General features: G+C 37.6%; 30 protein-coding genes. 23 read left to right on the top strand and 7 right to left on the bottom strand.

Features of this window, described 5'->3' with window-relative positions; all coding sequences use genetic code 11:
• Window positions 1-8 precede the first annotated feature (8 nt).
• The gene (epsC, locus tag DEU42_RS04110; protein WP_114757020.1) at window positions 9-824 is read right to left on the bottom strand and encodes a serine O-acetyltransferase EpsC; all 816 of its coding nucleotides are present in this window, start codon (window positions 822-824) and stop codon (window positions 9-11) included.
• Between the two features lie 272 nt (window positions 825-1,096).
• On the opposite strand from epsC, the gene DEU42_RS04105 reads away from it, so the two are divergent.
• The 7 genes from DEU42_RS04105 to DEU42_RS04080 all read left to right on the top strand — a co-directional run bounded on the left by DEU42_RS04105 (window position 1,097) and on the right by DEU42_RS04080 (window position 7,044).
• Complete coding sequence (locus DEU42_RS04105) at window positions 1,097-1,666, top strand: anthranilate synthase component II (RefSeq protein ID WP_114757019.1); 570 nt, start codon at window positions 1,097-1,099, stop codon at window positions 1,664-1,666.
• Window positions 1,667-1,849: 183 nt separating this feature from the next.
• Window positions 1,850-2,473, top strand: a complete 624-nt coding sequence (locus DEU42_RS04100; protein WP_114757018.1) for a TetR family transcriptional regulator — start codon at window positions 1,850-1,852, stop codon at window positions 2,471-2,473.
• On the top strand, window positions 2,463-3,815 hold the full coding sequence (locus DEU42_RS04095; RefSeq protein ID WP_114757017.1) for a TolC family protein: 1,353 nt from the start codon (window positions 2,463-2,465) through the stop codon (window positions 3,813-3,815). Before DEU42_RS04100 ends, DEU42_RS04095 begins: the two co-directional genes overlap by 11 nt.
• A 13-nt stretch (window positions 3,816-3,828) precedes the next feature.
• Window positions 3,829-4,917: an HlyD family secretion protein gene (locus DEU42_RS04090; RefSeq protein WP_114757016.1), complete on the top strand. Its 1,089-nt coding sequence runs from the start codon at window positions 3,829-3,831 to the stop codon at window positions 4,915-4,917.
• 4 nt (window positions 4,918-4,921) lie between these two features.
• Window positions 4,922-6,511, top strand: coding sequence for an MDR family MFS transporter (locus DEU42_RS04085; protein ID WP_114757015.1), 1,590 nt, complete (start codon window positions 4,922-4,924; stop codon window positions 6,509-6,511).
• Window positions 6,512-6,603: 92 nt separating this feature from the next.
• Entirely contained in the window at window positions 6,604-6,741 is a 138-nt protein-coding gene (locus tag DEU42_RS17435; RefSeq protein WP_158537851.1) for a hypothetical protein, read from the top strand.
• 15 nt (window positions 6,742-6,756) lie between these two features.
• Window positions 6,757-7,044, top strand: a complete 288-nt coding sequence (locus DEU42_RS04080) for a DUF3861 domain-containing protein (protein ID WP_114757014.1) — start codon at window positions 6,757-6,759, stop codon at window positions 7,042-7,044.
• Between the two features lie 64 nt (window positions 7,045-7,108).
• On the opposite strand, the gene DEU42_RS04075 is transcribed toward DEU42_RS04080, so the two are convergent.
• On the bottom strand, window positions 7,109-7,432 hold the full coding sequence (locus DEU42_RS04075; RefSeq protein WP_114757013.1) for a winged helix-turn-helix transcriptional regulator: 324 nt from the start codon (window positions 7,430-7,432) through the stop codon (window positions 7,109-7,111).
• A gap of 164 nt (window positions 7,433-7,596) precedes the next feature.
• On the opposite strand from DEU42_RS04075, the gene DEU42_RS04070 reads away from it, so the two are divergent.
• Entirely contained in the window at window positions 7,597-8,514 is a 918-nt protein-coding gene (locus tag DEU42_RS04070) for a DsbA family protein (RefSeq protein ID WP_114757300.1), read from the top strand.
• A gap of 84 nt (window positions 8,515-8,598) precedes the next feature.
• Here DEU42_RS04070 and DEU42_RS04065 read toward each other — a convergent pair whose 3' ends face one another.
• Window positions 8,599-8,949 carry a hypothetical protein gene (locus tag DEU42_RS04065; protein WP_114757012.1) on the bottom strand — a complete coding sequence of 117 codons (351 nt, stop codon included), beginning with the start codon at window positions 8,947-8,949 and terminating at the stop codon, window positions 8,599-8,601.
• Between the two features lie 83 nt (window positions 8,950-9,032).
• On the bottom strand, window positions 9,033-9,791 hold the full coding sequence (gene yaaA / locus DEU42_RS04060; protein WP_114757011.1) for a peroxide stress protein YaaA: 759 nt from the start codon (window positions 9,789-9,791) through the stop codon (window positions 9,033-9,035).
• A 124-nt stretch (window positions 9,792-9,915) separates the two neighbouring features.
• Here yaaA and DEU42_RS04055 point away from each other — a divergent pair, with 124 nt between their 5' ends.
• The 6 genes from DEU42_RS04055 (at window position 9,916) to DEU42_RS04030 (ending at window position 13,743) form a co-directional block, all read left to right on the top strand.
• Window positions 9,916-10,386 carry a response regulator transcription factor gene (locus DEU42_RS04055; RefSeq protein ID WP_114757010.1) on the top strand — a complete coding sequence of 157 codons (471 nt, stop codon included), beginning with the start codon at window positions 9,916-9,918 and terminating at the stop codon, window positions 10,384-10,386.
• Between the two features lie 71 nt (window positions 10,387-10,457).
• Complete coding sequence (locus tag DEU42_RS04050; protein WP_114757009.1) at window positions 10,458-10,841, top strand: VOC family protein; 384 nt, start codon at window positions 10,458-10,460, stop codon at window positions 10,839-10,841.
• Window positions 10,842-10,861: 20 nt separating this feature from the next.
• The gene (locus tag DEU42_RS04045; RefSeq protein WP_114757008.1) at window positions 10,862-11,398 is read left to right on the top strand and encodes a DUF4199 domain-containing protein; all 537 of its coding nucleotides are present in this window, start codon (window positions 10,862-10,864) and stop codon (window positions 11,396-11,398) included.
• 61 nt (window positions 11,399-11,459) lie between these two features.
• Window positions 11,460-12,047, top strand: coding sequence for a Crp/Fnr family transcriptional regulator (locus tag DEU42_RS04040; protein WP_199509048.1), 588 nt, complete (start codon window positions 11,460-11,462; stop codon window positions 12,045-12,047).
• Between the two features lie 196 nt (window positions 12,048-12,243).
• Window positions 12,244-13,119, top strand: coding sequence for a pirin family protein (locus DEU42_RS04035; protein ID WP_114757007.1), 876 nt, complete (start codon window positions 12,244-12,246; stop codon window positions 13,117-13,119).
• Between the two features lie 93 nt (window positions 13,120-13,212).
• Window positions 13,213-13,743 carry a YceI family protein gene (locus tag DEU42_RS04030; RefSeq protein ID WP_114757006.1) on the top strand — a complete coding sequence of 177 codons (531 nt, stop codon included), beginning with the start codon at window positions 13,213-13,215 and terminating at the stop codon, window positions 13,741-13,743.
• Between the two features lie 162 nt (window positions 13,744-13,905).
• On the opposite strand, the gene DEU42_RS04025 is transcribed toward DEU42_RS04030, so the two are convergent.
• Window positions 13,906-14,952, bottom strand: coding sequence for an RluA family pseudouridine synthase (locus tag DEU42_RS04025; protein ID WP_114757005.1), 1,047 nt, complete (start codon window positions 14,950-14,952; stop codon window positions 13,906-13,908).
• Window positions 14,953-14,955: 3 nt separating this feature from the next.
• Window positions 14,956-15,567 carry a PASTA domain-containing protein gene (locus DEU42_RS04020; protein WP_114757004.1) on the bottom strand — a complete coding sequence of 204 codons (612 nt, stop codon included), beginning with the start codon at window positions 15,565-15,567 and terminating at the stop codon, window positions 14,956-14,958.
• Window positions 15,568-15,714: 147 nt separating this feature from the next.
• Here DEU42_RS04020 and DEU42_RS04015 point away from each other — a divergent pair, with 147 nt between their 5' ends.
• The 4 genes from DEU42_RS04015 to DEU42_RS04000 all read left to right on the top strand — a co-directional run bounded on the left by DEU42_RS04015 (window position 15,715) and on the right by DEU42_RS04000 (window position 19,726).
• Window positions 15,715-16,701, top strand: coding sequence for a D-alanine--D-alanine ligase (locus DEU42_RS04015; RefSeq protein WP_114757003.1), 987 nt, complete (start codon window positions 15,715-15,717; stop codon window positions 16,699-16,701).
• A gap of 89 nt (window positions 16,702-16,790) precedes the next feature.
• Window positions 16,791-17,246, top strand: coding sequence for a pantetheine-phosphate adenylyltransferase (gene coaD / locus DEU42_RS04010; RefSeq protein ID WP_114757002.1), 456 nt, complete (start codon window positions 16,791-16,793; stop codon window positions 17,244-17,246).
• A 4-nt stretch (window positions 17,247-17,250) separates the two neighbouring features.
• Window positions 17,251-18,981: a M14 family metallopeptidase gene (locus DEU42_RS04005; RefSeq protein WP_114757001.1), complete on the top strand. Its 1,731-nt coding sequence runs from the start codon at window positions 17,251-17,253 to the stop codon at window positions 18,979-18,981.
• 88 nt (window positions 18,982-19,069) lie between these two features.
• Entirely contained in the window at window positions 19,070-19,726 is a 657-nt protein-coding gene (locus DEU42_RS04000; RefSeq protein WP_114757000.1) for a hypothetical protein, read from the top strand.
• An 18-nt stretch (window positions 19,727-19,744) separates the two neighbouring features.
• On the opposite strand, the gene DEU42_RS03995 is transcribed toward DEU42_RS04000, so the two are convergent.
• Window positions 19,745-20,347, bottom strand: coding sequence for an NUDIX hydrolase (locus tag DEU42_RS03995; RefSeq protein ID WP_114756999.1), 603 nt, complete (start codon window positions 20,345-20,347; stop codon window positions 19,745-19,747).
• A 7-nt stretch (window positions 20,348-20,354) separates the two neighbouring features.
• Between DEU42_RS03995 and pyrE the strand changes: the two genes are divergently transcribed.
• From pyrE to DEU42_RS03970, 5 genes are all read left to right on the top strand, one after another.
• Window positions 20,355-20,996, top strand: coding sequence for an orotate phosphoribosyltransferase (gene pyrE, locus DEU42_RS03990; RefSeq protein ID WP_114756998.1), 642 nt, complete (start codon window positions 20,355-20,357; stop codon window positions 20,994-20,996).
• Window positions 20,997-21,071: 75 nt separating this feature from the next.
• Window positions 21,072-21,530 carry a hypothetical protein gene (locus DEU42_RS03985; RefSeq protein WP_147278057.1) on the top strand — a complete coding sequence of 153 codons (459 nt, stop codon included), beginning with the start codon at window positions 21,072-21,074 and terminating at the stop codon, window positions 21,528-21,530.
• 9 nt (window positions 21,531-21,539) lie between these two features.
• A complete protein-coding gene (locus DEU42_RS03980) occupies window positions 21,540-21,932 on the top strand; it encodes an SRPBCC family protein (RefSeq protein ID WP_114756996.1) in 393 nt (130 codons plus the stop codon).
• Window positions 21,933-22,012: 80 nt separating this feature from the next.
• The gene (locus tag DEU42_RS03975; protein ID WP_114756995.1) at window positions 22,013-22,546 is read left to right on the top strand and encodes a hypothetical protein; all 534 of its coding nucleotides are present in this window, start codon (window positions 22,013-22,015) and stop codon (window positions 22,544-22,546) included.
• A gap of 93 nt (window positions 22,547-22,639) precedes the next feature.
• Window positions 22,640-23,356 carry a DUF4241 domain-containing protein gene (locus tag DEU42_RS03970; protein ID WP_114756994.1) on the top strand — a complete coding sequence of 239 codons (717 nt, stop codon included), beginning with the start codon at window positions 22,640-22,642 and terminating at the stop codon, window positions 23,354-23,356.
• Window positions 23,357-23,378 lie beyond the last annotated feature (22 nt).

Genomic DNA, 23,378 nt, shown 5'->3' with positions numbered 1-23,378 from the left:
TGTGAATTTTAGATTACAAAATTTAAAGGTTCGGGAAAAACATCCCTTGTTTTGATGCTCACTTCGCTTTTATGATATACCATTGAATTAGGCGGTACAGAATTGGTTACCCACACATTCCCCCCTATTATACTGCCATCTCCAATAGTTGTATTACCGCCAAGTATAGTCGCATTGGCATAAATAGTAACATTATTCCCTATCGTAGGATGGCGTTTTACAGAAGCTTCAGCCTTGCTTACACTTAGCGCACCAAGGGTTACGCCCTGATATATTTTTACATCGTTACCGATAACTGAGGTTTCACCAATGACAATTCCTGTACCGTGGTCGATAAAGAAACGTTCGCCAATCTGAGCGCCCGGATGAATATCAATACCCGCTTTGCTGTGCACATACTCACTGAACATTCTGGGTAGTAAGGGCACATTATTTTTCCACAACTCATGAGCCAGCCTGTAAACGGCTATAGCAAAGAAGCCCGGGTAAGAAATAAGTACCTCTGCACGCGATTTTGCAGCAGGATCAAACTCAAAAATCGCTTTCAGGTCATTTTCAAGTTTTTGATGAAGTAACACAACATTATCTTTTAAATATGAGATAAATGAATCAATTTCATGATACTCATATCCCGACAATTCCAACAGATGAAAAAGCGTCTGATCGAGTTCCTTTTCCTGTCTTAAAAAATAGTTGTAATCAGCATATTCTTCCCCTATGCAAAAGAGCCATTTAAAGAATTTTTCGATCCATTCTTCTGTTTTCAACCTGTCGGGCAGTGCTCCCGATTTTAAATAATTAGCAGTATAAACCGGATGTTTCATTGAATTATAAATTAAAAAAAGACTCCCCTTTCGAGAAGCCTTTGCGGTTATATTGAGGTTGTAAACCTGATTTTATGCCACTGCAAACGCTCCCCTTTCACAAAAGGCAACACATACAGATAACAGCATTTAAGGCAACAGTTCTCATTATTTGATATTTTATACAAGCAAAAATAAAGAAAAAACTTGAATACTCTACTGGTTTAGTAGATTATTGAAATAAAATAATGCAGCCATAAATGTTTCATACCTTTGCTGCAATATATCCTATCATGAAGAAAATATTAGTAATAGACAACTACGACAGCTTTACCTACAACCTTGTACACTATCTTGAAGACCTTGATTGCGAGATCACTGTATTACGAAATGACGATATACATATAGACGAACCGGCAGCATATGATAAAATATTACTCTCTCCCGGTCCGGGAATACCTGAAGAAGCCGGATTGCTAAAAGATATCATAAAACGCTATGCAGACTCCAAAGATATCCTGGGAATCTGTCTCGGCCAGCAAGCTATAGCCGAGGTGTTTGGAGGCAGCCTTATCAACCTTAAAGAGGTACATCACGGAGTAGCTACCAACATTAAAATTATTGCAAATAACGACCCACTTTTCAATGGAATGGGGGATACGATTCAGGTAGGAAGATACCATTCCTGGAGTGTGGATCTGGCAACTTTTCCAAGCGTTTTAGAAGTGACCTCTGTTGATAAAAACGGAAACATTATGTCGTTAAGGCATCGTAATCTTAATGTAAAAGCCGTACAATTTCATCCTGAATCGGTATTAACACCTAACGGCAAACAAATTTTAGCAAACTGGATCAACGCATAAATAAAAAGTTTATATAATCAAACCAAAAAACCTGAATAACAATAATATAAATACAAACTATAGAATTTATTTATAGTGATTTTCGCAAACGTTTTTTGTTAAAAAAATGTTAACAACACTGTTAAACAAACGTTTAATTTAAACAAGTGTTTAACTTTGCATTGCAAAACAACACTTAATTTAATGACAGAGTTTAACGACAAACAACTGGAGATTTTGCAGGTAGCTGAAAGGCTTTTCGCAGAAGACGGTTTTGACGGTACCTCTATAAGGCAAATTGCTAAAGAGGCCAAAGTAAATATTGCGATGATATCGTATTATTTTGGTTCTAAAGAAAAGCTGCTTGAGACACTCATTGTGCATCGCACCTCAGGTATGAAAATGCAGATTGAGAACATCTACCGTGACGACCTCTCTCCTCTTGAAAAAGTAGAACGACTTATTGATCTTTACATTTCCCGAATCAATAAGAACAAATGCATGTACCAGATACTGCATTTTGAACTTTCGAACAAAAAAAGGATTATGGACATGAAGTCCTTTATGGACATCAAAAAAGAGAATTCTGAATTATTCAGGATGATCATTGTTGAAGGCCAGGAAAAAGGAGCTTTCAAAAAAGATGTCAACATCCCTCTTATCACCCCTACTATTATGGGAATTCTTATAAACTTTCAGATGAACAGGCTGTATTTTGAAGAGATACTGAATCTGCGCACTGAAGAAGAATTTGAAAATTACATCCTCAACGAGCTTACGGCTCATATTAAACAAACCATTAAAGCGCTTTTAGCAAATGAAAATTAAGCATTTACTGCCATGCAGCCTTTTATTCTTTGCTGTTGCCATTGAGGCACAGGAAAAGAAACAGCTTTCGCTGGATGAGGCTATTAACCTGGCAGTTACCAAAAGTACAGAAGCTACTCTTGCCGACACTAAAGTGGCTACTTCGAAATTTGAATACGAAAACACCAAGAACAGTCAGTATCCTGACTTTAAGGTTTCGGGGCAATACATGAGAATTACCAACCCGGACGTAAAATTAAGATTACCTTTAGGCAGCAGCGATTCAGGAGAAAACGAAGGATCATCATCTACATCACCTGATGTAAACCAGATATTGTTTGCACAGGCTAGTGCAAGCATGCCTCTTTTCTCTGGCTTCAAAATCCAGAACAGCATTAATGCTTCAGAAAATCTTTATAAGGCACAAACCTTTAATGCTGCCAATACCAAAGAGCAACTGGCTATGCAGGCGGTTATGCTGTATGTAAACCTCTACAAAGCACAGGAGTCGATCAGCCTGATAAGGGAAAACCTTAAAAGCGCAGAACAGCGTGTAAAAGATTTTAGCGCTATGGAGCAAAACGGATTACTTGCCCGAAATGACTTTTTGAAATCGCAATTAAGAGTTAGCAACATTCAGGCTACACTTGACGATGCCATAGCAAAAGAATCTAAGATTAATTTCCAGCTTGTAACTTTCCTGAAGCTTCCTCAAGGAACCCAAATCACTGCCAATGCCGCTTATTTTAAAAATGCAGGCGGTTTAAAGCCCTCAATTAGCGAAAGTGAGGCAATTGCTCAGCGAAAGGATTTAGAGGCGCTTAGATGGCAGGAAAAAGCCTCAGAAGCAAACGTTAAGATTGCCAAGGGAGATTACTATCCTTCTGTTGCTCTTTCCGCAGGCTATGTTGCCATGGATATCCAGAATGTAGTTCGTGTCACGAATGCCATGAATTTTGGCGTAGGTGTATCCTATGACCTTGCCGGGATATTCAAGAACGGCAAAAAAGTGAAAGCCGCACAAAGCCGTGCCCTTGAAACAAAACAACAGCTGGAAATACAAACTGACCGTGTGAAAGTTCAGGTTCAGGAATCGCTTGAAAACTACAACCTGAGCATCAGACAAAATAAATCATACCTGGATGCGGTAGAACAATCTACAGAAAACTACAGAATCGTTAAAGACAAATACGACAACGGACTTGTAGACACTAACGACCTTCTTGAAGCTGATATTGAGCAGCTAACTGCAAAAATTAATGAAACGTTCTCTAAAGCTGAAATTACACAGCGTTACTATGAACTGCTTAATGCTTCAGGAAAACTAACCGATTCTTTTAATCTTACACAAAACAATAATTAATTATAGTCCAATCATGGAAAATAGCACTAAAAAGAAAACAAACAAAAAGTTCATGACAATACTTGTTGCCCTTGTTGTACTGGGTGGCGGGTATGGAACTTACAAATACATGCATTCTCTGGCTCACGAAACTACTGATGATGCACAGATTGAAAAAAACATGAACCCTATTATCCCTCGTGTTACAGGATATATCACTAAAGTTTATGTAAAGGATAACGACTTTGTTAAAAAAGGCGACACACTTTTCGTTATCGACGATAAAGATTATGCTGTAAGAGTTGAAGACGCTAAAGCTGCTTTAATTGCCGCCCAGGGAAGTTATGAGGCAGCGAAAGCTGATGTTGGCAGTGCTTCGGCAGGTGTATCTGTCTCTGATGCGAATATCCAGTCATCAAAAGGAAACATTGAAGCAGCTAAAGTAAGACTTTGGAGAGCTAACAATGACTTTGTACGTTTCGAGAATCTTTACAAGAATCACTCAATAACTAAACAACAGTATGAGCAGGCTCAGGCTACAAAACAGGAAGCTGAAGCTCAGCTAAAAGTATTGCAACAGGCAGAAGCCGCAAGTAAATCTCAAAGAAGTGCGAGCGTTTCAAGATCGGCTGTTACAGGAAAACAGACAGAAGTTGCTTCGGCAAATATCAAAAGAGCTCAGGCTGCCCTTGACGCTGCTAACCTTAACCTTAGCTATACAGTAGTTACTGCTGCTATTGATGGACAGGTTTCTACGATAGACATTCAGCCGGGACAACTGGTACAACCGGGACAGGCATTGTTTTACATCATCAACACTCAGGATGCGTGGGTTGTAGCCAACTTTAAAGAAACGCAAATCACAAAAATGAAAGAGGGCCAAAAAGTAACGATCGTTTCTGACGCTTACCCAGATGTAGAATTTGAAGGCCAAATTACAAGCTTCTCTCCTGCTACCGGTGCAAGATTTTCATTATTGCCTCCTGATAACGCAACAGGTAACTTCGTAAAAACAGTACAAAGACTTCCTGTAAAAATCAGCCTTACTCAAAACAACGATAAAGAAAAAGTAAAACTGCTTCGCCCGGGTATGAACGTAGAAGTAGATGTACATTTAAAATAAAATTATGGCAGGAGCAGCAACTGTAAGCGAAGACTTGGTTGAATACGGCTTCAGGCGGGTTATCATTACGATAACAGCGGTACTATGTGCCCTGCTTGAAATTGTAGACACAACCATTGTTAACGTTGCACTTAACGAAATGCGAGGTAGCCTTGGTGCCACGCTAACCGATGTAGCCTGGGTTATTACGGCCTATGCTATTGCAAACGTAATCGTAATCCCTATGACGAGCTGGCTTTCACAGCAGTTTGGACGACGTAATTACTTTGCGGCATCAATTATAATATTTACCGTATCGTCATTCCTATGTGGTAATGCGACTAACATTTGGGAACTGGTTATTTTCCGGTTCATACAGGGTATGGGTGGTGGAGCGCTGCTTGTAACAGCACAAACCATTATTACCGAAAGTTATCCCGCAGAAAAACGTGGTATGGCACAGGCTATCTACGGTATGGGTGTAATTGTAGGTCCTACCCTTGGTCCGCCTCTTGGAGGATGGATTGTAGACAACTGGAGTTGGCCTTACATATTTTACATCAATATACCGCTTGGTATAATTGCTACCATGTTTACCTTAATGTATGTAAAAAGCCCTAAATATGGTGAAAAGCTTAAAGCTAACCAGGTAGACTGGTGGGGAATAGTATTCCTCGCAGGATTCATCGGATCGCTTCAGTTTGTACTGGAGCACGGACAACAGGACGACTGGTTTGAAGACCATCTGATAATTGCACTAAGCGTAGTCAGCTTATTTAGCCTTGTAGCTTTCATCTGGAGGGAATTGGTATATGAACATCCAATAGTAAACCTTCAGGTACTTAAAGATACCAATCTGCGTATAGGGACTATATTGTGTTTTATAATGGGATTCGGTTTGTACGGAACCACATTTGTAATACCAATTTATACTCAGCAGATATTGGGATGGCCTGCGCTTGATGCCGGTCTGCTACTGATTCCAAGTTCGTTGATGACTGCTTTCATGATGCCTATTATCGGGCAGATGATACAGCGCGGTATTCCGCAAACATATATGGTGGCCGTAGGGTTTCTGATATTCTTTGTATTTACCTTCTGGATGTACAACATCATGACACCGGATACCGGAAGCGAACACATGTTCTGGCCACTTATTATGCGAGGAATGGGACTTGGTCTCCTGTTCGTACCTATTACAACAATGGCGCTTTCTACCCTCAAGGGGAAAAGTATTGGAGAGGGTGCAGCTTTTACGGGAATGATGCGTCAGTTAGGCGGTTCATTTGGTATTGCGATCATCAGTACATTCATTACACGTTTTACACAAAGCCACAGGGTAACCCTTGTAAGTCATGAACAGTTAACCGATTATGCTGTGCAGCAAAGAGTACAGCAGCTTACTGCGGGCTTTATGTCTAAAGGATACTCTTTAACAGAAGCTACCGCCAAAGCATACAAAGCGATGGAAGGAGCTGTTATAAAACAGGCAACAGTATTATCATATATGGATATATTCCTGTACCTGGGTATACTCTTCCTGATATGTATTCCGTTTATCCTGCTTATAAAAAGAGGCAAAGGCAAAGTGGATATGAGTGAAGCTATGCACTAATAGTTAACAGTTTCAAGTTGACAGAATATACAGGCCTGTCAGTAATGATGGGCCTTTTTAAACATCAATCAAAATCAAAAAAATCAAATCAAATGGAAAAAAATTACAACGATAAGGTTTCTAAACAGGAAATCGAAAATAAAGAGAGTATCATGAATGCTTTAAAAAGGCTTTTAGGTACCGACAAGAAAAAAGACATACATGGCCTTTCTGAATTTGCATGGCCTTAATAGTTTACAGTCATTATGAATCCGAAATACAACCACTATAAGATCACACTGGAACATAAATTCAGTCCGAAAGAAGAAAACCTAAACCCCGCCCTCGAGCTTGAGTTTGATAATCACGACGAGATATTCTCAATCATCAGCAGATTGCAGGAAAAGAATCATTTTCAGGATACTGAACAATCGGCACAATTTGCCATTGGACTTAAAATGTTCAGCGAAGTGATGCTTAAAAACAAAGAGAATGAGTTGTTTTCTGAATTCCTGCCGGAATTTAAAAACTTTATGGCTAAATTAAAAAAATAATATACTTAGTTATATACACATCTGTTCTAAAAACCGAAACGCCGAAGAGTATCTTCGGCGTTTTTTATTGGTTGTTATTTTGAAAAAGCTCGAGCTGCCTGAAAACCGGCACCAACGACTCCCCTTTCTCCGTTAAAGAATATTCGATGTGCAATGGTTTTAGGTTTATTGTCTTTTTTTCTAAAAGTCCAAAATCTTCCAGTTCCCTAAGCGCAACAGAAACCGATTGCTTATTAGCACCCTCTATCTGGCGTAAAAGAGTATTAAACCTCAACGGCCCATCCAAAGCAAGCCGAAAGACCTGTGGCTTGAATTTTCCTGAAAGCATTTTTAAAAGTCCTTCTGCAGGACATCCTGAAGCTGAATCTGTATCTTTTTGGGTAGTCATATTTTTTTGACTTATTGACTTACGTCGTAATTGTTTTAAAATTTGCAGCAAAATTATGAATTAATACCATGCAATCAGGAATCAGATACATTTTAACAAAGTATACCTTTTTGATGTTGTTCCTGATAACCGCTATTAGCTGTCAATCACAAACCAATTCAAAAATGAGCGATACTAAAAATAATGCATTACTGTGCGACCCTGTTACAGGATCATGCGAAATGCCTTCTGCCACATCATCAGCAGAAGGTGGTACTATTAAAAAAGGTATTAAACCAATTACAATAATTTACTACACCGATCCTATTTGTTCATCTTGTTGGGGTATAGAACCACAACTTCGAAAACTAAAACTTGAATACGGCGAGTATTTTGAGATAGATTATCGCATGGGCGGCCTTCTACCGGACTGGAGCTATAACAGCGGCGGTATAAGCAAACCTTCTGATGTTGCACATCATTGGGATGAAGCCAGTCATTATTATCAGATGCCTATAGACGGTGATGTATGGCTTGAAGATCCGCTTGATTCTTCATATCCATCATGTATCGCCATGAAGGCAGCACAAATGCAGGATCCTACAAAAGCGATAAGATTTATGCGAATACTGCGCGAAGGACTTTATCTCGACAAAAAAAATATAGCTAAATGGGAAAACATTGTTTCAGCAGCTAAACAGGCTGGACTAGACACGGCAAAAATGAAGACTGATTATGATAACGGTGCCAAAGAATTGTTTCAAAAAGACCTGGAGTTAGCCCGTCGCATGGGGGTGCGTGGGTTTCCAACCCTTTTCTTTTCTGATGGCACCACCAACCAACTTACAGTTTATGGCTCTAAGCCGTATGATGCATACGAAAAAGTTATATTGGCCCTATATCCGGATGCTAAAAAGAAAAAAATCAGTGATGATAACCCTCTTGGTATTTTTAGCTACTATCCTACGCTTGCTGTAAAAGAATATGCTGAAATACTAAATATATCTACTACGAAAGCAGAAGAAATACTCGAGCAGCACTATAAAAAAGGTGTCCTTAATAAGAAGAGCATCAAAAACGGATCTCTTTACAGTAAAAAATAAACTACTAAACCTCCAACTCTTTATACTAAAAAAAAACGGCGATATAGATTATTCTTTATCGCCGTTTATCATAATAATGCTCCGTTATTGCAATATGAAATCAATCTCTGGAGCAGATGTATCTCTCATATCTCCAAACCTAAGGTAAACTTCTGCCTTTTTCATAAATGGAGTATTTAACAATATCGGTTCAATCGTTTTATATAACTCCTCGGCATTATTCCCGTAAAGAAATAAAGTTCCGTCTGAGCCATCGATATTAATTTCATGCCCGTCAAGCTCGCCTATTCCCTTGTCGAAAAGTAATATCCTGAGTTTACTCTCCAGATTGTGCAATTCATCCAACTCCTGATAACCATAATAGAAATTGATAATTACCGAATGCTTATATTCTCTTTCAGTATTTTCAAGTTTAAACAAATCCTCAATCCTCATTTTTCAAATTCTAATTTTCAAATAACAAATTCCAAACTATGAAATCTATTATCTAATATCTATCATTATCTAAGTTCTCAATACTATCTGGTAAACACAAGCGTATTCCCCTTGGATAATTTCGGATCAAATTTATAACCCTCATAATCAAAACCCTGTAATCCTTTCAGGGTTTTCACATTCTTATCAATGATATAACGCACCATCATTCCTCTCGCCTTTTTGGCAAAAAAGCTAATCATTTTAAGCTTGCCATCTTTATAATCTTTAAACTCAGGAGTAATAACCGGAACTTTCAATGCTTTTACATCAATTGCACTAAAATATTCATTACTGGCAAGATTAACGAAAAGCTCATCATCAGCTAATTCGTTGTTTAAAGCTTCGGTAATGGCCTTTTTCCAGTACTCATAAAGATTCTTATTCTCTCCTACCGGCAATTGCGTTCCCATTTCGAGACGATACGGCTGTATAAGGTCAAGAGGTTTCAGCAATCCATATAATCCTGAAAGTATCCTTAATGAATCCTGAATCTTATTGATCTTGGCAGCCGGTAAAGTATAAGCATCGAGTCCTATATACACATCTCCATTAAAAGCATACATGGCCGGACGTGCATTTTTTGTAGTAAATGGCAGTTTCCAGTCCTGGTTACGTTGCCAGTTAAGGTCGGCTAATTTATCTGAAATATCCATCAGCTCACTTAATTCCTTTGGCGACTTTTCTTTAAGTACATTTTGCACTTCCTGTGCATTAGCCAGAAAAGCAGCATCGGTATGTTTACGGGTAGGCAGTTTGGTTTCAAAGTCCAGCGACTTGGCAGGAGATATTACAATTTTCATAAGTGTGAATTATACTTCAAAGTTAAGGAATGTAATAGTATACTCAAAATACTAACCTCAACATAGGTCCCTTAACCATACCCGCAACTAAAATAGTTTTTATATTTGCTCTAAACAGCAAATAATGTTCAGGGCAATTATAAAATACAAATGGATAATAATGTACGGTTCCGGCCTTGCGTTGCTGCTTTTGCTGCTTCGAGGGCTGGAACTGTTCGTTTTATTCAGTCCCCAAAAACAGGATCTATATATAGGAGCCATTGCTCTTCTCTTTACAGGCCTTGGTATCTGGCTTACACTGAAACTTTCTAAACCCAAAGTAGAAACAATAGTCGTTGAAAAAGCGATTTACGTTTCTAAAGGAAATGATTTTATCCCTAACCAAACTGAAATTGAAAACCTCGCCATAAGCAAACGCGAACTTGAGGTATTACAATTAATGGCCGATGGCCTGAGCAATCAGGAAATCGCCGAAAAACTTTTTGTATCGCTAAATACCGTAAAAACACATTCCTCTAAAGTATATGAAAAACTTGAGGTTAAACGACGCACACAAGCCGTAGAAAAAGCAAAAAAATACGGCATTATAGCATAAATCACCCAAAAGTATGAGCTGAAAATCAGGAGCAATTTTGAATTTTGCCTCATAATTAAAACACATAAATAATGAAACGAGTTACAGGTATAGGAGGGATTTTCTTTAAATGTATAGACCCCGTAAAAATGAATGAGTGGTATAAAACCCACCTTGGTTTAGAGACCTCTCCTTATGGGGCTAAATTTGAATGGGAACAACAATCGGAATCTTCAAAAAAAGGGTATACACTATGGAGTCCCTTTCCTGACATTACCAAATACTTTGAGCCATCATCAAAAGATTTTATGATCAACTATCGCGTATATGATATTACTGCCTTGGTAGAAGCATTAAAAAATGAAGGAGTAACAATTCTGGACGAGATCGCTACTTACGAATATGGTAAATTCGTTCATATCCTGGATCCCGAGGGAAATAAGATCGAATTGTTTGAAGCCAATGATGGCGAGTAATAACTTATAAATATACCAACATGAAAAAAATTGTACTTATATACGGACTTACAGCAGGATTTGTGTCTTGCCTGGGTTACCTTATCTCTATAAACAATGACAATGTAAATTTTGAAAACGGCATGATATATGGCTTCGTATCCATGTTCCTGGCGTTCTCACTGATTTTTGTAGCTACCAACCAATACCGGAAACAAAACGGCGGTTTCATATCTTTTGGAAAAGCATTTCTGATAGGTTTATACATTTCGCTAATAGCATCCTCCATATATGTATTAGTATGGCTTATAGTATTATATAACTTCCACCCTGACTTTATGCAGGAATATACAACCCATACTTTAGAACAACTCAAAAACAGTGGCGCTTCAGCTGCAGAGATTACTTCTAAAACTGCTGAAATGCAGGAGGCTGTGGAAAATTATAAGAATCCGCTATTTGTAATCTTATATACTTATGCAGAAATACTGCCCCTAAGCATAATAATATCACTTATCAGCTCTGGTATTTTTGCGCTGGTTTCATTAAACAATAAGAAAAAAGCAAGCACTTTATAATTAAAAGCGTCTTTGGACGCTTTTTTTATTTTTCCTACATTTGTTGGAAAGCCTTGCAATTATGGATATGTACGAACAAATAGACCAGAGTCTAAGCCGCTACGTAAGTTTTTCAAAAGAAGAACTGGAAATATTAAACTCACTGCTTGAATACCGAAAAGTACCTAAAAAAACCATCATGCTTCATGAAGGTGAAGTGTGTAATTTTGAAGCTTTTGTGGTAAAAGGCTGCGTTCGTAAATATTTTATTGACCACAATGGTTTTGAGGTAATACTGCAGTTTGCCATAGAAAATGCCTGGGTAAGCGATATATCGTTTAGTCATTATGAAGACAAACCCAGTCGCACCTTTATAGAAACCATGGAAGATTGTGAATTCCTGATCTTCAGTCCCGAAACTAAAGAAGAGCTTTTAAAGCGAGCACCACGATTCGAAAGAGCCTTTAGGATATTGTTTGAGCGCAATCTTTCTGTAACCCAAAACAGGCTTTTCAATACCATTTCAAAAACGGCAATGGAGAAATACCTTGAGTTTCTTGAGATGTACCCTACCCTGCCGCAACGTGTGGCCCAACATTATATAGCTTCTTATCTTGGTATCTCTGCTGAGTTCCTTAGTAAGGTAAGGGCGAAATTAGCAAAGCAGTAGTGAGTATTGAGATATTAGATGATAGACGTGAGATAATAGATTTCTCATTATTTTTCTGTATCCCCTATTCTCAATAGTAAAATCTAACTTCTCATTACTAAAAAAAACAGCTTCGCTGTTTTCTTGTCCTAGTTCAATGTTTTGATGTTTTATATGCAGCAACTTTGCATAGTAATATTAAAACAACCAATATACTATGGACAGAAAAGAATTTATCAGGAAAGGACTTATGGGAACCGGAATGTTCATTACTTCCGCAGCCATAGGCGATACATTAAAAAATGACATCGACGAGATACAGCCTCTTGAACCAATCGGTTACAACCATTTACCAAACGAGAGTTCGCTTATCTTAGAAAATACAGTACTACACAAAGCAAACAGCCGCGGACATGCTAACCAGGGATGGCTTGACTCTCACCATTCTTTTAGCTTTGCTAATTATTATAATCCGGACAGGATGCACTTTGGCGTGCTTCGTGTACTGAATGACGACCGTGTAGATGCCGGTATGGGCTTTGGCACACACCCTCACGATAACATGGAAATCATTTCTATTCCGCTTGAGGGTGATTTAGAGCACAAAGACAGTATGGGGAATACCGCCGTTATCAAAAAAGGAGATATTCAGGTAATGAGTGCCGGTACAGGAATTTACCACAGCGAATACAACAAGAACAAAGACAGGCTTACAAAGTTCCTTCAGATATGGGTATACCCTAACAAAAAGAATGTTACTCCACGTTACGACCAGATTACGCTAAACGAAGCTGACCGTCACAATAAACTGCAACAAATACTTTCACCAAATGCTAACGAAGAAGGTGTATGGATCCATCAGGATGCATGGTTTCACCTTGGAAAGTTTGACAAAGACTTTACAACAGACTATAAATTAAAGAAAAGCGGTAACGGTATTTATGCTTTTGTAATTAAAGGTGATATTAATATTGGCAACATTCAACTGAATGAGCGCGATGCTCTTGGAATCTGGAATACTTCAGAGATCAGTATCATTGCCAATACCCCGGATGCAGAATTATTATTAATTGAAGTTCCGATGACAGTTTAATTTTCTTGTCCTAGTTCAATGCACAGGCATTTATTATAACGGAACTTTGCTTTATCAAATAACAAATAAAAAAACCATATAAATTTTAAGATTATGTCAACAACAAAATGGTCAGTAGACCCAACACACTCAGAAATAGGATTTAAAGTAAAACACATGATGTTTACTAACGTTTCAGGACAGTTTACCAAATTCACTGCCGAGGCTACAACTAACGGAGATTCATTCGAAGGAGCTTCTTTCTCTTTCAGCGGAGATATCGACTCAGTAAGCACAGGTAACGCAGACCGTGACGGACACCTATTAAGCGGAGACTTTTTTGACGCAGCCCAATTTCCAAAAATCACATTTGAATCTACAGCTTTCAACAAGAAAAACGAAGGAGAATATACACTTAACGGTAACCTTAGCCTGCATGGTGAAACAAAACCGGTAAGCCTTGATGTAGAATTTGGCGGTATCGCTAAAGACCCTTGGGGAAATACTAAAGCCGGTTTTACTATTACAGGTAAGATCAACCGTAAAGATTTTGGCCTTACATGGAACTCAACCCTTGAAACAGGTGGTGTACTTGTAGGCGAAGAAGTGAAGCTGGCTATTGAGCTTCAGTTCGTAAAACAATAATTGTTTTAGTCCAATTTATATGTTTCGGTGAACCTGTGGTGCGAAAGTGCCACAGGTTTTTTATTTAATAAAAAATCCCGAAGCTTTCACTTCGGGATTTCTATATAAGATTGCTTCGTCATACTTCCTCGCAATGACGGCATCAACGAATAAACAAATCAACTATTCGTCTTCCTCAACAGTATGTGATTTAGAGTAAGTACGCCATTTTTCAATGCATTCGACCATATCCTGCGGCAGTTCGCTATCAAAACGCATAAATTCTTTTGTTGTTGGATGTTCAAACCCAAGCGTTTTAGCGTGTAGTGCCTGGCGTGGTAATATCTTGAAGCAGTTGTCTATAAACTGCTTGTATTTTGTAAACGTTGTTCCCTTAAGGATCATATCTCCACCATAACGCGCATCATTGAATAAGGTATGCCCGATATGTTTCATGTGCACACGAATCTGGTGGGTACGTCCGGTTTCAAGTCGGCATGAAACTACAGTTACATAACCCAGGCGCTCAATAACCTTATAATGAGTTACAGCGTGTTTGCCCTGCTCACCATCCGGATATACAGCCATCTGCATACGGTCTTTCATGTGGCGGTCAATATTACCCTCTATCGTACCTTCATCTTCTTCAACATTACCCCATACTATTGCGATATATTCCCTTTCAGAAGTTTTCTCTGCAAACTGCTGCGTAAGGTACGTCATCGCCTGCTCTGTTTTGGCAATAACCAATAGTCCTGAAGTATCCTTATCAATACGGTGTACAAGTCCCGGCCTTTCGCTGCTGTTCATTGGGAGGTTCTCAAAGTGGTATGCCAAAGCATTTACCAGTGTACCTGAGTAATTACCATGCCCCGGATGCACAACCATACCCGGCTCCTTGTTTACCACAAGCAGCTGGTCATCTTCATAGACTATATTTAAAGGAATATTCTCAGGCGTAAGCAGGTACTCATAAGGCGGGTGCTCTAACAATATACGAACGATATCATTAGCCTTAACCTTATAGTTTGATTTTACAGCAATATCATTTACATAGATATTACCATCATCTGCTGCCTTTTGTATCTTGCTCCTGGTGGTATTTTCCATCAGGTTCATTAAAAACTTATCTACCCTTAATGGCGATTGTCCTTTTCCTGCCTCAAAACGATGATGCTCAAAAAGCTCTTCATTATCGTCCGGCTCCTGCTCTATAATAGGTTTTGTCATTTCTTATTCTTCCGAACTTTCAGGTTCTGATGTTTTTATAGTATCGTTTTCAGGCTCTTCATACCCAGTTTTCCCATCACCTAAAACAAGATCAACTTTTGATGATTTCATTACTTTATCCCCTGCTTTAAGCTTTTTACCGTTAACCCATACTTCAAGCACAACATCTTTAGCAAGATATGGTTTGTAGGTTTTCTTACCCTCTTCAAGTCCGGCAGACTTTAAGCTTGGTATTGCAGCCCTGTATGTTTTTTGGATGATGTCCGGTAAGCTTACAGCTGCAAAACCTTTTGAATTTATCTTGACATAAACTTTTCTTCCGTCCTTTACATTCACTTTTGGAAGTGGATCCTGCTCAACAATTGTATAAGGTGGATATTCTGCCCTAAAATCAACCGTATCCAGAACTACATATTCCAAATCAACAGCGTCAAGAGCTTCTTCTGCTTTTTCCAGGGTCATTTTACGTAAATCAGGAACCGGAATTTCCTCGCCGTGATTCGTAGCATAACTAAGGTATTGAAGCAAACCAAAAATTACCACAACTACAATTACCAATGCGATGGCAAGCTGCTTGAAAAAAACTTTACTGGTCAAAAAATCTTTTAGGGTCATCTATTATGAATTTTGGCAAAGATATAAATAATACTAAACTTTATAGTTTACACAAATAATGATATTTTTGTGTAAGCTTAAGAATCGTTATTATAACGCTTTTTGCGTTACTTTCGTGTAAGCTTTTAACATTAACCCTCTCTAAAAATGAATGTAGCAGTAGTAATGGGCGGATATTCAGACGAATCCGTTATTTCTATACGAAGCGGCCAGCTTATCCTTACTAACCTTGACAAATCAAAATACACACCATTTGAGGTGCATATCCTTCCTGAAGGCTGGAATGTATTGATCGATGGCAATAAATACCCTGTAAATAAAGGTGATTTCTCTTTTGAAAAAGAGGGCAAAAAGACAACTTTTGATGTGGCTGTAAATATAATTCATGGTACTCCCGGTGAAGATGGCCATATGCAGTCGTACTGGGAACTGCTTGAACTACCTTATACAGGATGTGGTTTCTACCAGTCGGCACTTACCTTTAATAAAAGAGATACCTTGTCGGTACTTTCTAAATTCAATATCCCAAAAGCAAAAAGCATCTACATTTCTAAAGGAGATGTTATCTCAGCACAACAGGTAGCTGATACCGTAGGATTGCCTTTTATGGTAAAACCAAACCAAAGCGGAAGCAGCCTGGGTGTTTCTAAAGTGAATGACCTTGCCGATTTTGAAAAAGCACTTGAATTTGCCTTTGCTGAAGACAGCGATATTCTTATTGAAGAATACCTTAAGGGAACCGAAGTATCGGTTGGAGTACTGAACCTTAACGGAAAAACAACCGTATTAGGACTGACTGAAATCGTATCGCACAATGACTTTTTTGATTATGAGGCTAAATACCAGGGGAAATCAGATGAGATAACTCCCGCTCGCCTTGATGCTGCAACGGAACAAAAAGTTCGCGAAACTGCAGCAAAAGCATATGAAGCATTAGGAATGAGCGGATTTTCCCGCACTGATTTTATTGTAAGGGATGGCGAACCTCATTTTATAGAGATGAATACTAATCCGGGATTATCGCCCGCGAGTATCTTTCCGCAACAGGCACAACATGCCGGAATACCTTTCTCGGACCTGCTTGACAGCGAAATAAAACTGGCAATGGAACGCAAGGTGCTTTGGAAGAAATAGTATTCAGTGAATAATTACAGTTTACACTTATAGGAGTGATTATGAAATTTCCGGCTTCGGATCTCCGACTTCGGACAAACTAAAAAAACATGAAAATAGCAGTATTCCCGGGATCATTTGACCCTATAACATTAGGCCATTACGATATCATTAAACGTGGCGTGAGCCTGTTTGACAAAGTAATTGTTGCCATCGGTGTAAATGCTGAAAAAAAATATATGTTTTCGCTGGAAGAACGTAAACGCTTTATAGAGGAATCATTTGCTGATGAGCCTAAAGTAGAGGTTGTAACCTATCAGGGACTTACCATTGATCTTTGTCGTAAAGTTGGCGCAGACTTTATCCTTCGCGGACTACGCAATCCTGCCGACTTTGAATTTGAAAAAGCCATTGCACATACCAACAGAGAACTTTCACAGATAGAGACTGTATTCCTGCTTACTGCTGCAAGTACGTCATATATTAGTTCAAGTATTGTTCGTGACGTTCTTCGCAATGGTGGAGACTACACTATATTAGTTCCTGACGCTGTAAGGGTAAAATAGGCCTATGAATAAATTTTTACTATTACTCCTTTTTAGTTGCATAATCACCGCGCAAAAAAAAACGCAATACCAAACTCCCTATGAAAAAGGGAATGGTAACCAAACTGCTACCTACGAAGAAACTATAGCTTTTTTCAGGCTTCTTGACAAAGACTTTGAAACTATACAAATGCAGGAAATGGGACTTACCGATAGCGGTGAGCCATTGCACATAGTTATTTACAATCCTGATAAAAAGTTCGACTTTAATGCAATTCATAAGGACAAAGCTGTTCTTTTAATCAATAATGGTATTCATCCGGGTGAGCCTGATGGTATTGATGCTACCATGATGTTTTACCGTGATCTTGCAACCGGCAAGGTTACTGCACCTAAAAATACAGTACTTGTAAACATCCCTATCTATAATATAGGAGGGGCATTGAATCGCAATTCGCACAGCCGTGCAAACCAAAACGGGCCTGAAAGCTATGGCTTTCGTGGCAATGCCCGCAACTATGACCTTAATCGTGATTTTGTAAAAAACGACACCCGCAATGCGAGAAGTTTTGCACAGATCTTTCATACTGTAAATCCAGATGCTTTTATAGACAATCATGTTAGCAATGGTGCCGATTACCAATATACACTGACCTATATAGCTACCCATCATCAAAAGCTGGGAGGCGAGCTGGGGACATTTTTTAAGACTGAAATGATGCCTCAAATTCTATCGGCCTTAAAAGCTAAAGGTATCGAAGCAACTCCTTATGTAAATGTGCACGACACCAAACCCGATGCCGCAGGTTTTGAACAGTTTATGGATTATCCCAGATATTCAACAGGATATGCATCTATGTTCAATGTACCCGGATGTATGCCGGAAACACATATGCTAAAAGAATATTCTGCGCGGGTAAAGGTTACCTACGAATACATGGCAGAGTCTGTTAAATTTATAGATTCTGATTATAACAGGATTAAATTGTTGCGTTCTGAGAATCTGGAGAATTATAAACCCGGATCACGATATACATTACAATGGGAAATAGATTCTACTCAGGTTACCCCTCTACCCTTTTTAGGTTATCAGGGCGATTATAAAACCAGTGAAGTAACAGGTAAACAAAGACTTTTTTACGACCGTAAAAAACCTTTCAACAAAATGCTTCCCTATTACCAAACGTACCAGCCGTTGATTCAGGTCGCAATACCGGAAGCTTATATAATACCTAAGTCATGGTGGAATATCATTGAGCTTTTAAAACTCAACAATATTAAAATGGAACCTCTTGCTAAAGATAAGGAGATTGAAGTGGAAAGTTATCGTATAAAAGACTTTAAAACGGGTAAATTGGCCTATGAAGGACATTACCCTCATAGTACCGTTGCAGTAGAAACTACTACTCGTAAAGTGTTGTTCAAAAAAGGAGATCTGATGGTAACCACAACGCAGCCCGGTGTAAAATATTTATTGGAAACACTTGAACCACAAGGGAATGATTCCTTTTTTGCATGGAACTTTTTTGACGCTATACTACAACAGAAAGAATATTTTTCAGACTATGTTTTTGAAGATACAGCAGCAAAGCTTATTAAAGAAAATAATAACCTAAAAACTGAATTCGAAAAGAAAAAACAGGAAGACAAAACATTTGCAGATAATGCCGATGCTCAGTTGGACTGGATTTACCGTCATTCACCATATTATGAAAGGACGCATATGGAATATCCGGTTTACAGGAAAGTAAAATAAAGATATTATCTATCACATTTAAATCTTAAAATTTTTAAAAATGGAATTTAATTGATCAGAATTAATAGAAGTTGATGTTTACGATTCTATGTCAAGAATTACCTTTTTCAAAAATTTTAAAGAAGATGACATAAATAAGTTCCATACATCAACTATAATATTGAAATTAAAAACCAAAGAAAATGATTTCACTCGTATCCATTATGATTACACCGATGAATTTGATTTTTTATATGATCGATTTAATAACATTACTTATGCATTAGGCAAAACAATCCGTTTGGCGGAAATAATAAACTACGAATTATCAACAGCAATTTTCATTTACACAAAAAACAAATACAATATTGATTCATTATGCAGTTTGAGTAAAGAATGTGAAAGAATTTTTGCAGAAGATAAAACCTTCAAGGGTTTTTCTTTTGCAAAATTTGCCTTTTTATTAAGTGCAATCTTAAAAATAGATGCTGATTTCTACAAAATAGAAGAATTAAATACAAGAGAAAAAAGAAAACTTTTCACAAAAACACTAAATTACTTTATTGAAGAACGAAACTATTTTGCACACGGACATCTAGAATTAATTGGAGAAAAACCAGATGCTTATTTAAAAGTTGTTCATCAGAATAAAGATTATTATATAAAGTTATCACAAAAATTATTAAATGAATATTTAAAAACGTTTAAATTTCTTCTTAAAATTATTTATAATATCAATATAGTATCTTCTAACATTCCTTTTTAACAATCTATTTTCAAAGTATTATTTCTCTACTTCAGCATCCTCGAAAAGCAATTTAATATTCTCATAAGAATTAGTAAGAGCTTCTTTGATCTGATCTGCATTTAACCACGCAACCTTTTCTATACCTTCTTCCAGTTGTCCAAAGAGCTTTCCTGTATAATCAGTCTTCATTTCATACCAATGTGTAATTTTTAACCTGTAAGTTCCATTACGTTTAAAGATATGATACGTCTTCTGAAGCTTATTGGTAATTTTCAGATTTTTCACTCCAGTTTCCTCTTCTACCTCACGAACTGCGGTATCTTCTATATCTTCTCCTTTTTCAATTCCCCCCTTGGGTAAATCCCATTTACCGTTGCGAAGTATAAAAAGTACCTCTCCTTTTTTATTGTAAACAAGCCCGCCTCCGGCTTTAGCCACAGGAATTTTCTCCTTTAATTTTTTTAAGGTCTCTTTTTCATCAGGATGGTATAAAAACGCTTTTTTCACCTTGTTATTAAACATATTAACTATCAATTGTTCAATATCAACGCTCTCCAGTAAAAACAACCTGAAGTCAGTTTCTTTTTCAACAGTATTTGTCAAAAAAAGTGGTTTATCGTTTACAAAAACTTTATACATTTGCAATATGATTTTCAATATAGACACAGCCAAAAAAACAGCCGAATTGCTTTTACAAATAAACGCAATTAAATTAAATCCTAAAAATCCTTTTACATGGGCTTCCGGATGGAAATCGCCTATTTACTGCGATAACAGGATAACTCTCTCATTCCCACCGATAAGGAATTACATACGTGAAGAATTCTCCAAGCACATAGAAAAAGAGTTCGGAAAACCGGATGTAATAGCTGGTGTTGCTACCGGAGCTATCGGTATAGGTATGCTTGTTGCTGAGTATATGGGACTTCCGTTTGTATACGTTCGTCCTGAGCCTAAAAAACATGGCCGTCAGAACCAAGTTGAAGGTTTCCTTCAAAAAGGTCAAAACGTGGTTGTTGTAGAAGACCTTATCAGTACAGGAAACAGCAGTTTAATGGCTGTAGAAGCTTTAAAAGCTGCAGGAGCCAACGTTAAAGGAATGGTAGCCATATTTACATACGGTTTTGATGTTTCAGTAGAAAATTTCAAAAAAGCGAATGTAACACTACACACGCTTGGTAATTATGAGACACTACTTGACCTGGCTGTTTCTAAAAAATACATTACCGAAGAAGAACTTGATACTCTTAAAGACTGGAGCAAAAGCCCTTCTACCTGGGGTCAATAAGTTGATAATACACTATACGCCAAAAGAATTAATTACAAACTAAATAAATTATATTAATCAACCAAACTAATCACAATGAAAAAAATGTTTTTGTTAGTGATGCTGCTTACAGCATCTATGTCTTTTGCACAATTAAAAAAAGTTCAAACCACTCCAAGTGAATCAATCGGAAAAGCACAACAATTTGGAGCTCCTTTAGAAGCTGAAATTACAAAATCAGGTAATAAATACACTGTAAAATTCAGAGATCAGCAGTTTAAAACACTGGACGAATACCGTGAATTCAGTTTTGAAGATGTTGACAATACATTTAACGATTTATATGCTGCCGTTGAAGAAGGTTTTACCACGATGCCCAAAGAATCTGTAATGCTTGAACTTCCGGACTATATTGTAGGGCTTCACTTTAGTAAATTTCTTGGAGCGCCTGTTTTAAGATTTTCATGTGCGACAAAAGTAAAAGATGCACCGGTATATTTTTCAAACGAAATTGCCAAAAAACAAGTTGAGAAACTTTTTGGAAAGAAAAAATAATTAAAATCCATGAATTTAGAAAGCCCTAAGGTAACCGTAGAAAAACCTGCTCAATACATATTTGACCAGCTTACTGATGTAAAGAACTTTGAAAAGCTAATGCCTGAAAACATAGCTAAATTCGAAGTTGCCGGTGATGAATCATTCATCTTTGCATTAAAAGGAATGCCTGAAATAAAATTAAAGCTAAAAGAAAAATCAGCTCCTAACAAAGTTGTTTTGGGCGCTGCAAGCGACAAGCTTCCTTTTACCCTGACCGGAAATATTAATACTGTTTCTGAAGCTTCAAGTGAAGTACAGCTTTTTTTTGAAGGCGAATTCAATGCAATGATGGCAATGATGATTAAAGGCCCTATTACTAAATTCATCGAAACGCTTGCGCAGAATATGCATAAGCTTTAAACAAAATAACCTTATAAAAGAAGCCTTTTAGCACAACTAAGAGGCTTTTTTTTATACTTTTATCAAAAGATATTTCCGTTATGAAAACTAAATTCTTATTTCTTTCACTATTTTTTACTTTTTTCCTTTCCCAGGCGCAAAGCAATGATCTGTATATCAAGATTATGCTCGAACAGGCTAACGAGATGGGTAAAAAATTTGTAGAACGTGATTATGCAGGTTTTCTTAAGTATGCTCATCCAGCGACAATAAAAGCAATGAGAGGCGAAAAAGAAGCTCTCAAAAAAATGAATGAGCAAATGATGGAGATTGCAAAAGAAGGTATTATTGTTACTGATGTAAATTTTGGAACACCATCTAAAATAATCACTGTTGATTCCGAATTACAATGCACACTACCGCAAATCCTGACTATGGATCTGCCAGAGGGAAAACTAACAGCTACAACAACAGTAATAGCAATTTCGAAGGATAATGGTAAAAACTGGTATTTTCTAGATACGGCAAACTACAATTTTCAGGACATGAGAATGCTTTTACCCAACCTCTCTGATCAAATTGTAATACCTGAAAGAACCGAACCTTCTTTTGAACCTAATACAAAAACAGAATAAGACAACAGAATCATTGTCGTTAAATATTCTACAAAACACTTACTCAGGATTATGGTTTTGAGTAAATTTAAGTCCCTTTAAAAAAACAACATTATGGAAGAGAATATAAACGATTTCGAATTGCATTACGACCTTGAAGATGAAATGAATTCGCAGGAACTTACTGAAATTCATATTGGAGATGTTAATCTCCCAACCGGAAAGATTATTGTTGCAGATCCATTTTTCTCTCTTGAGCAAAGACCTTTTTCACGTACTGTTATACCTGACAAATATCCTGTTTATATATTTATGGCAAACATTGACGCCCTGCATCACAGGATAGCCTATGCAAAAATAAAATTCAGGCCTGAAGATGCTTCTAAGTGGATTTTGGCTTTAACCGACGATCTGACAAATGAAGAACTGAATGAACTTGGTGATGATGAGTTTTACGGCTTCCCTGTTGAATCAGGGCTTGCCTGTTTCCTTGACGAAGAAACAAATACTCAATTCAACACCAAAATGGATGAGCTTCAGGATAAAAACCCTGAATCAAACTATTATGATGATGTACTCTCTGAAGAGTTTATAAAATACTCCGGGAAAAATAATTTTTCTCGCGACCTTGGCGACTGGAATGACCATCATCCTATTGCAGATTCTGACAACAATATTATTATGTTTGCTTCGGGTTGGGGTGATGGCTACTACCCTGCTTACTGGGGATTGAATGAAAATGGTGACACAGTGGAGTTAGTCGTAGATTTTTTAATAAATGAGTTTGACCCTGAAGGCGCAGACGAAGAATATGAAGATGATGAAGACTAAATAAAACACTGAAAACACCTGC

Origin of the sequence: Flavobacterium sp. AG291 (genome assembly GCF_003350375.1) — a bacterium.
Classification (GTDB): domain Bacteria; phylum Bacteroidota; class Bacteroidia; order Flavobacteriales; family Flavobacteriaceae; genus Flavobacterium; species Flavobacterium suzhouense.
Note: the sequence above shows the minus strand (reverse complement) of the source record. Positions and strands in the feature narration are given on the sequence as shown.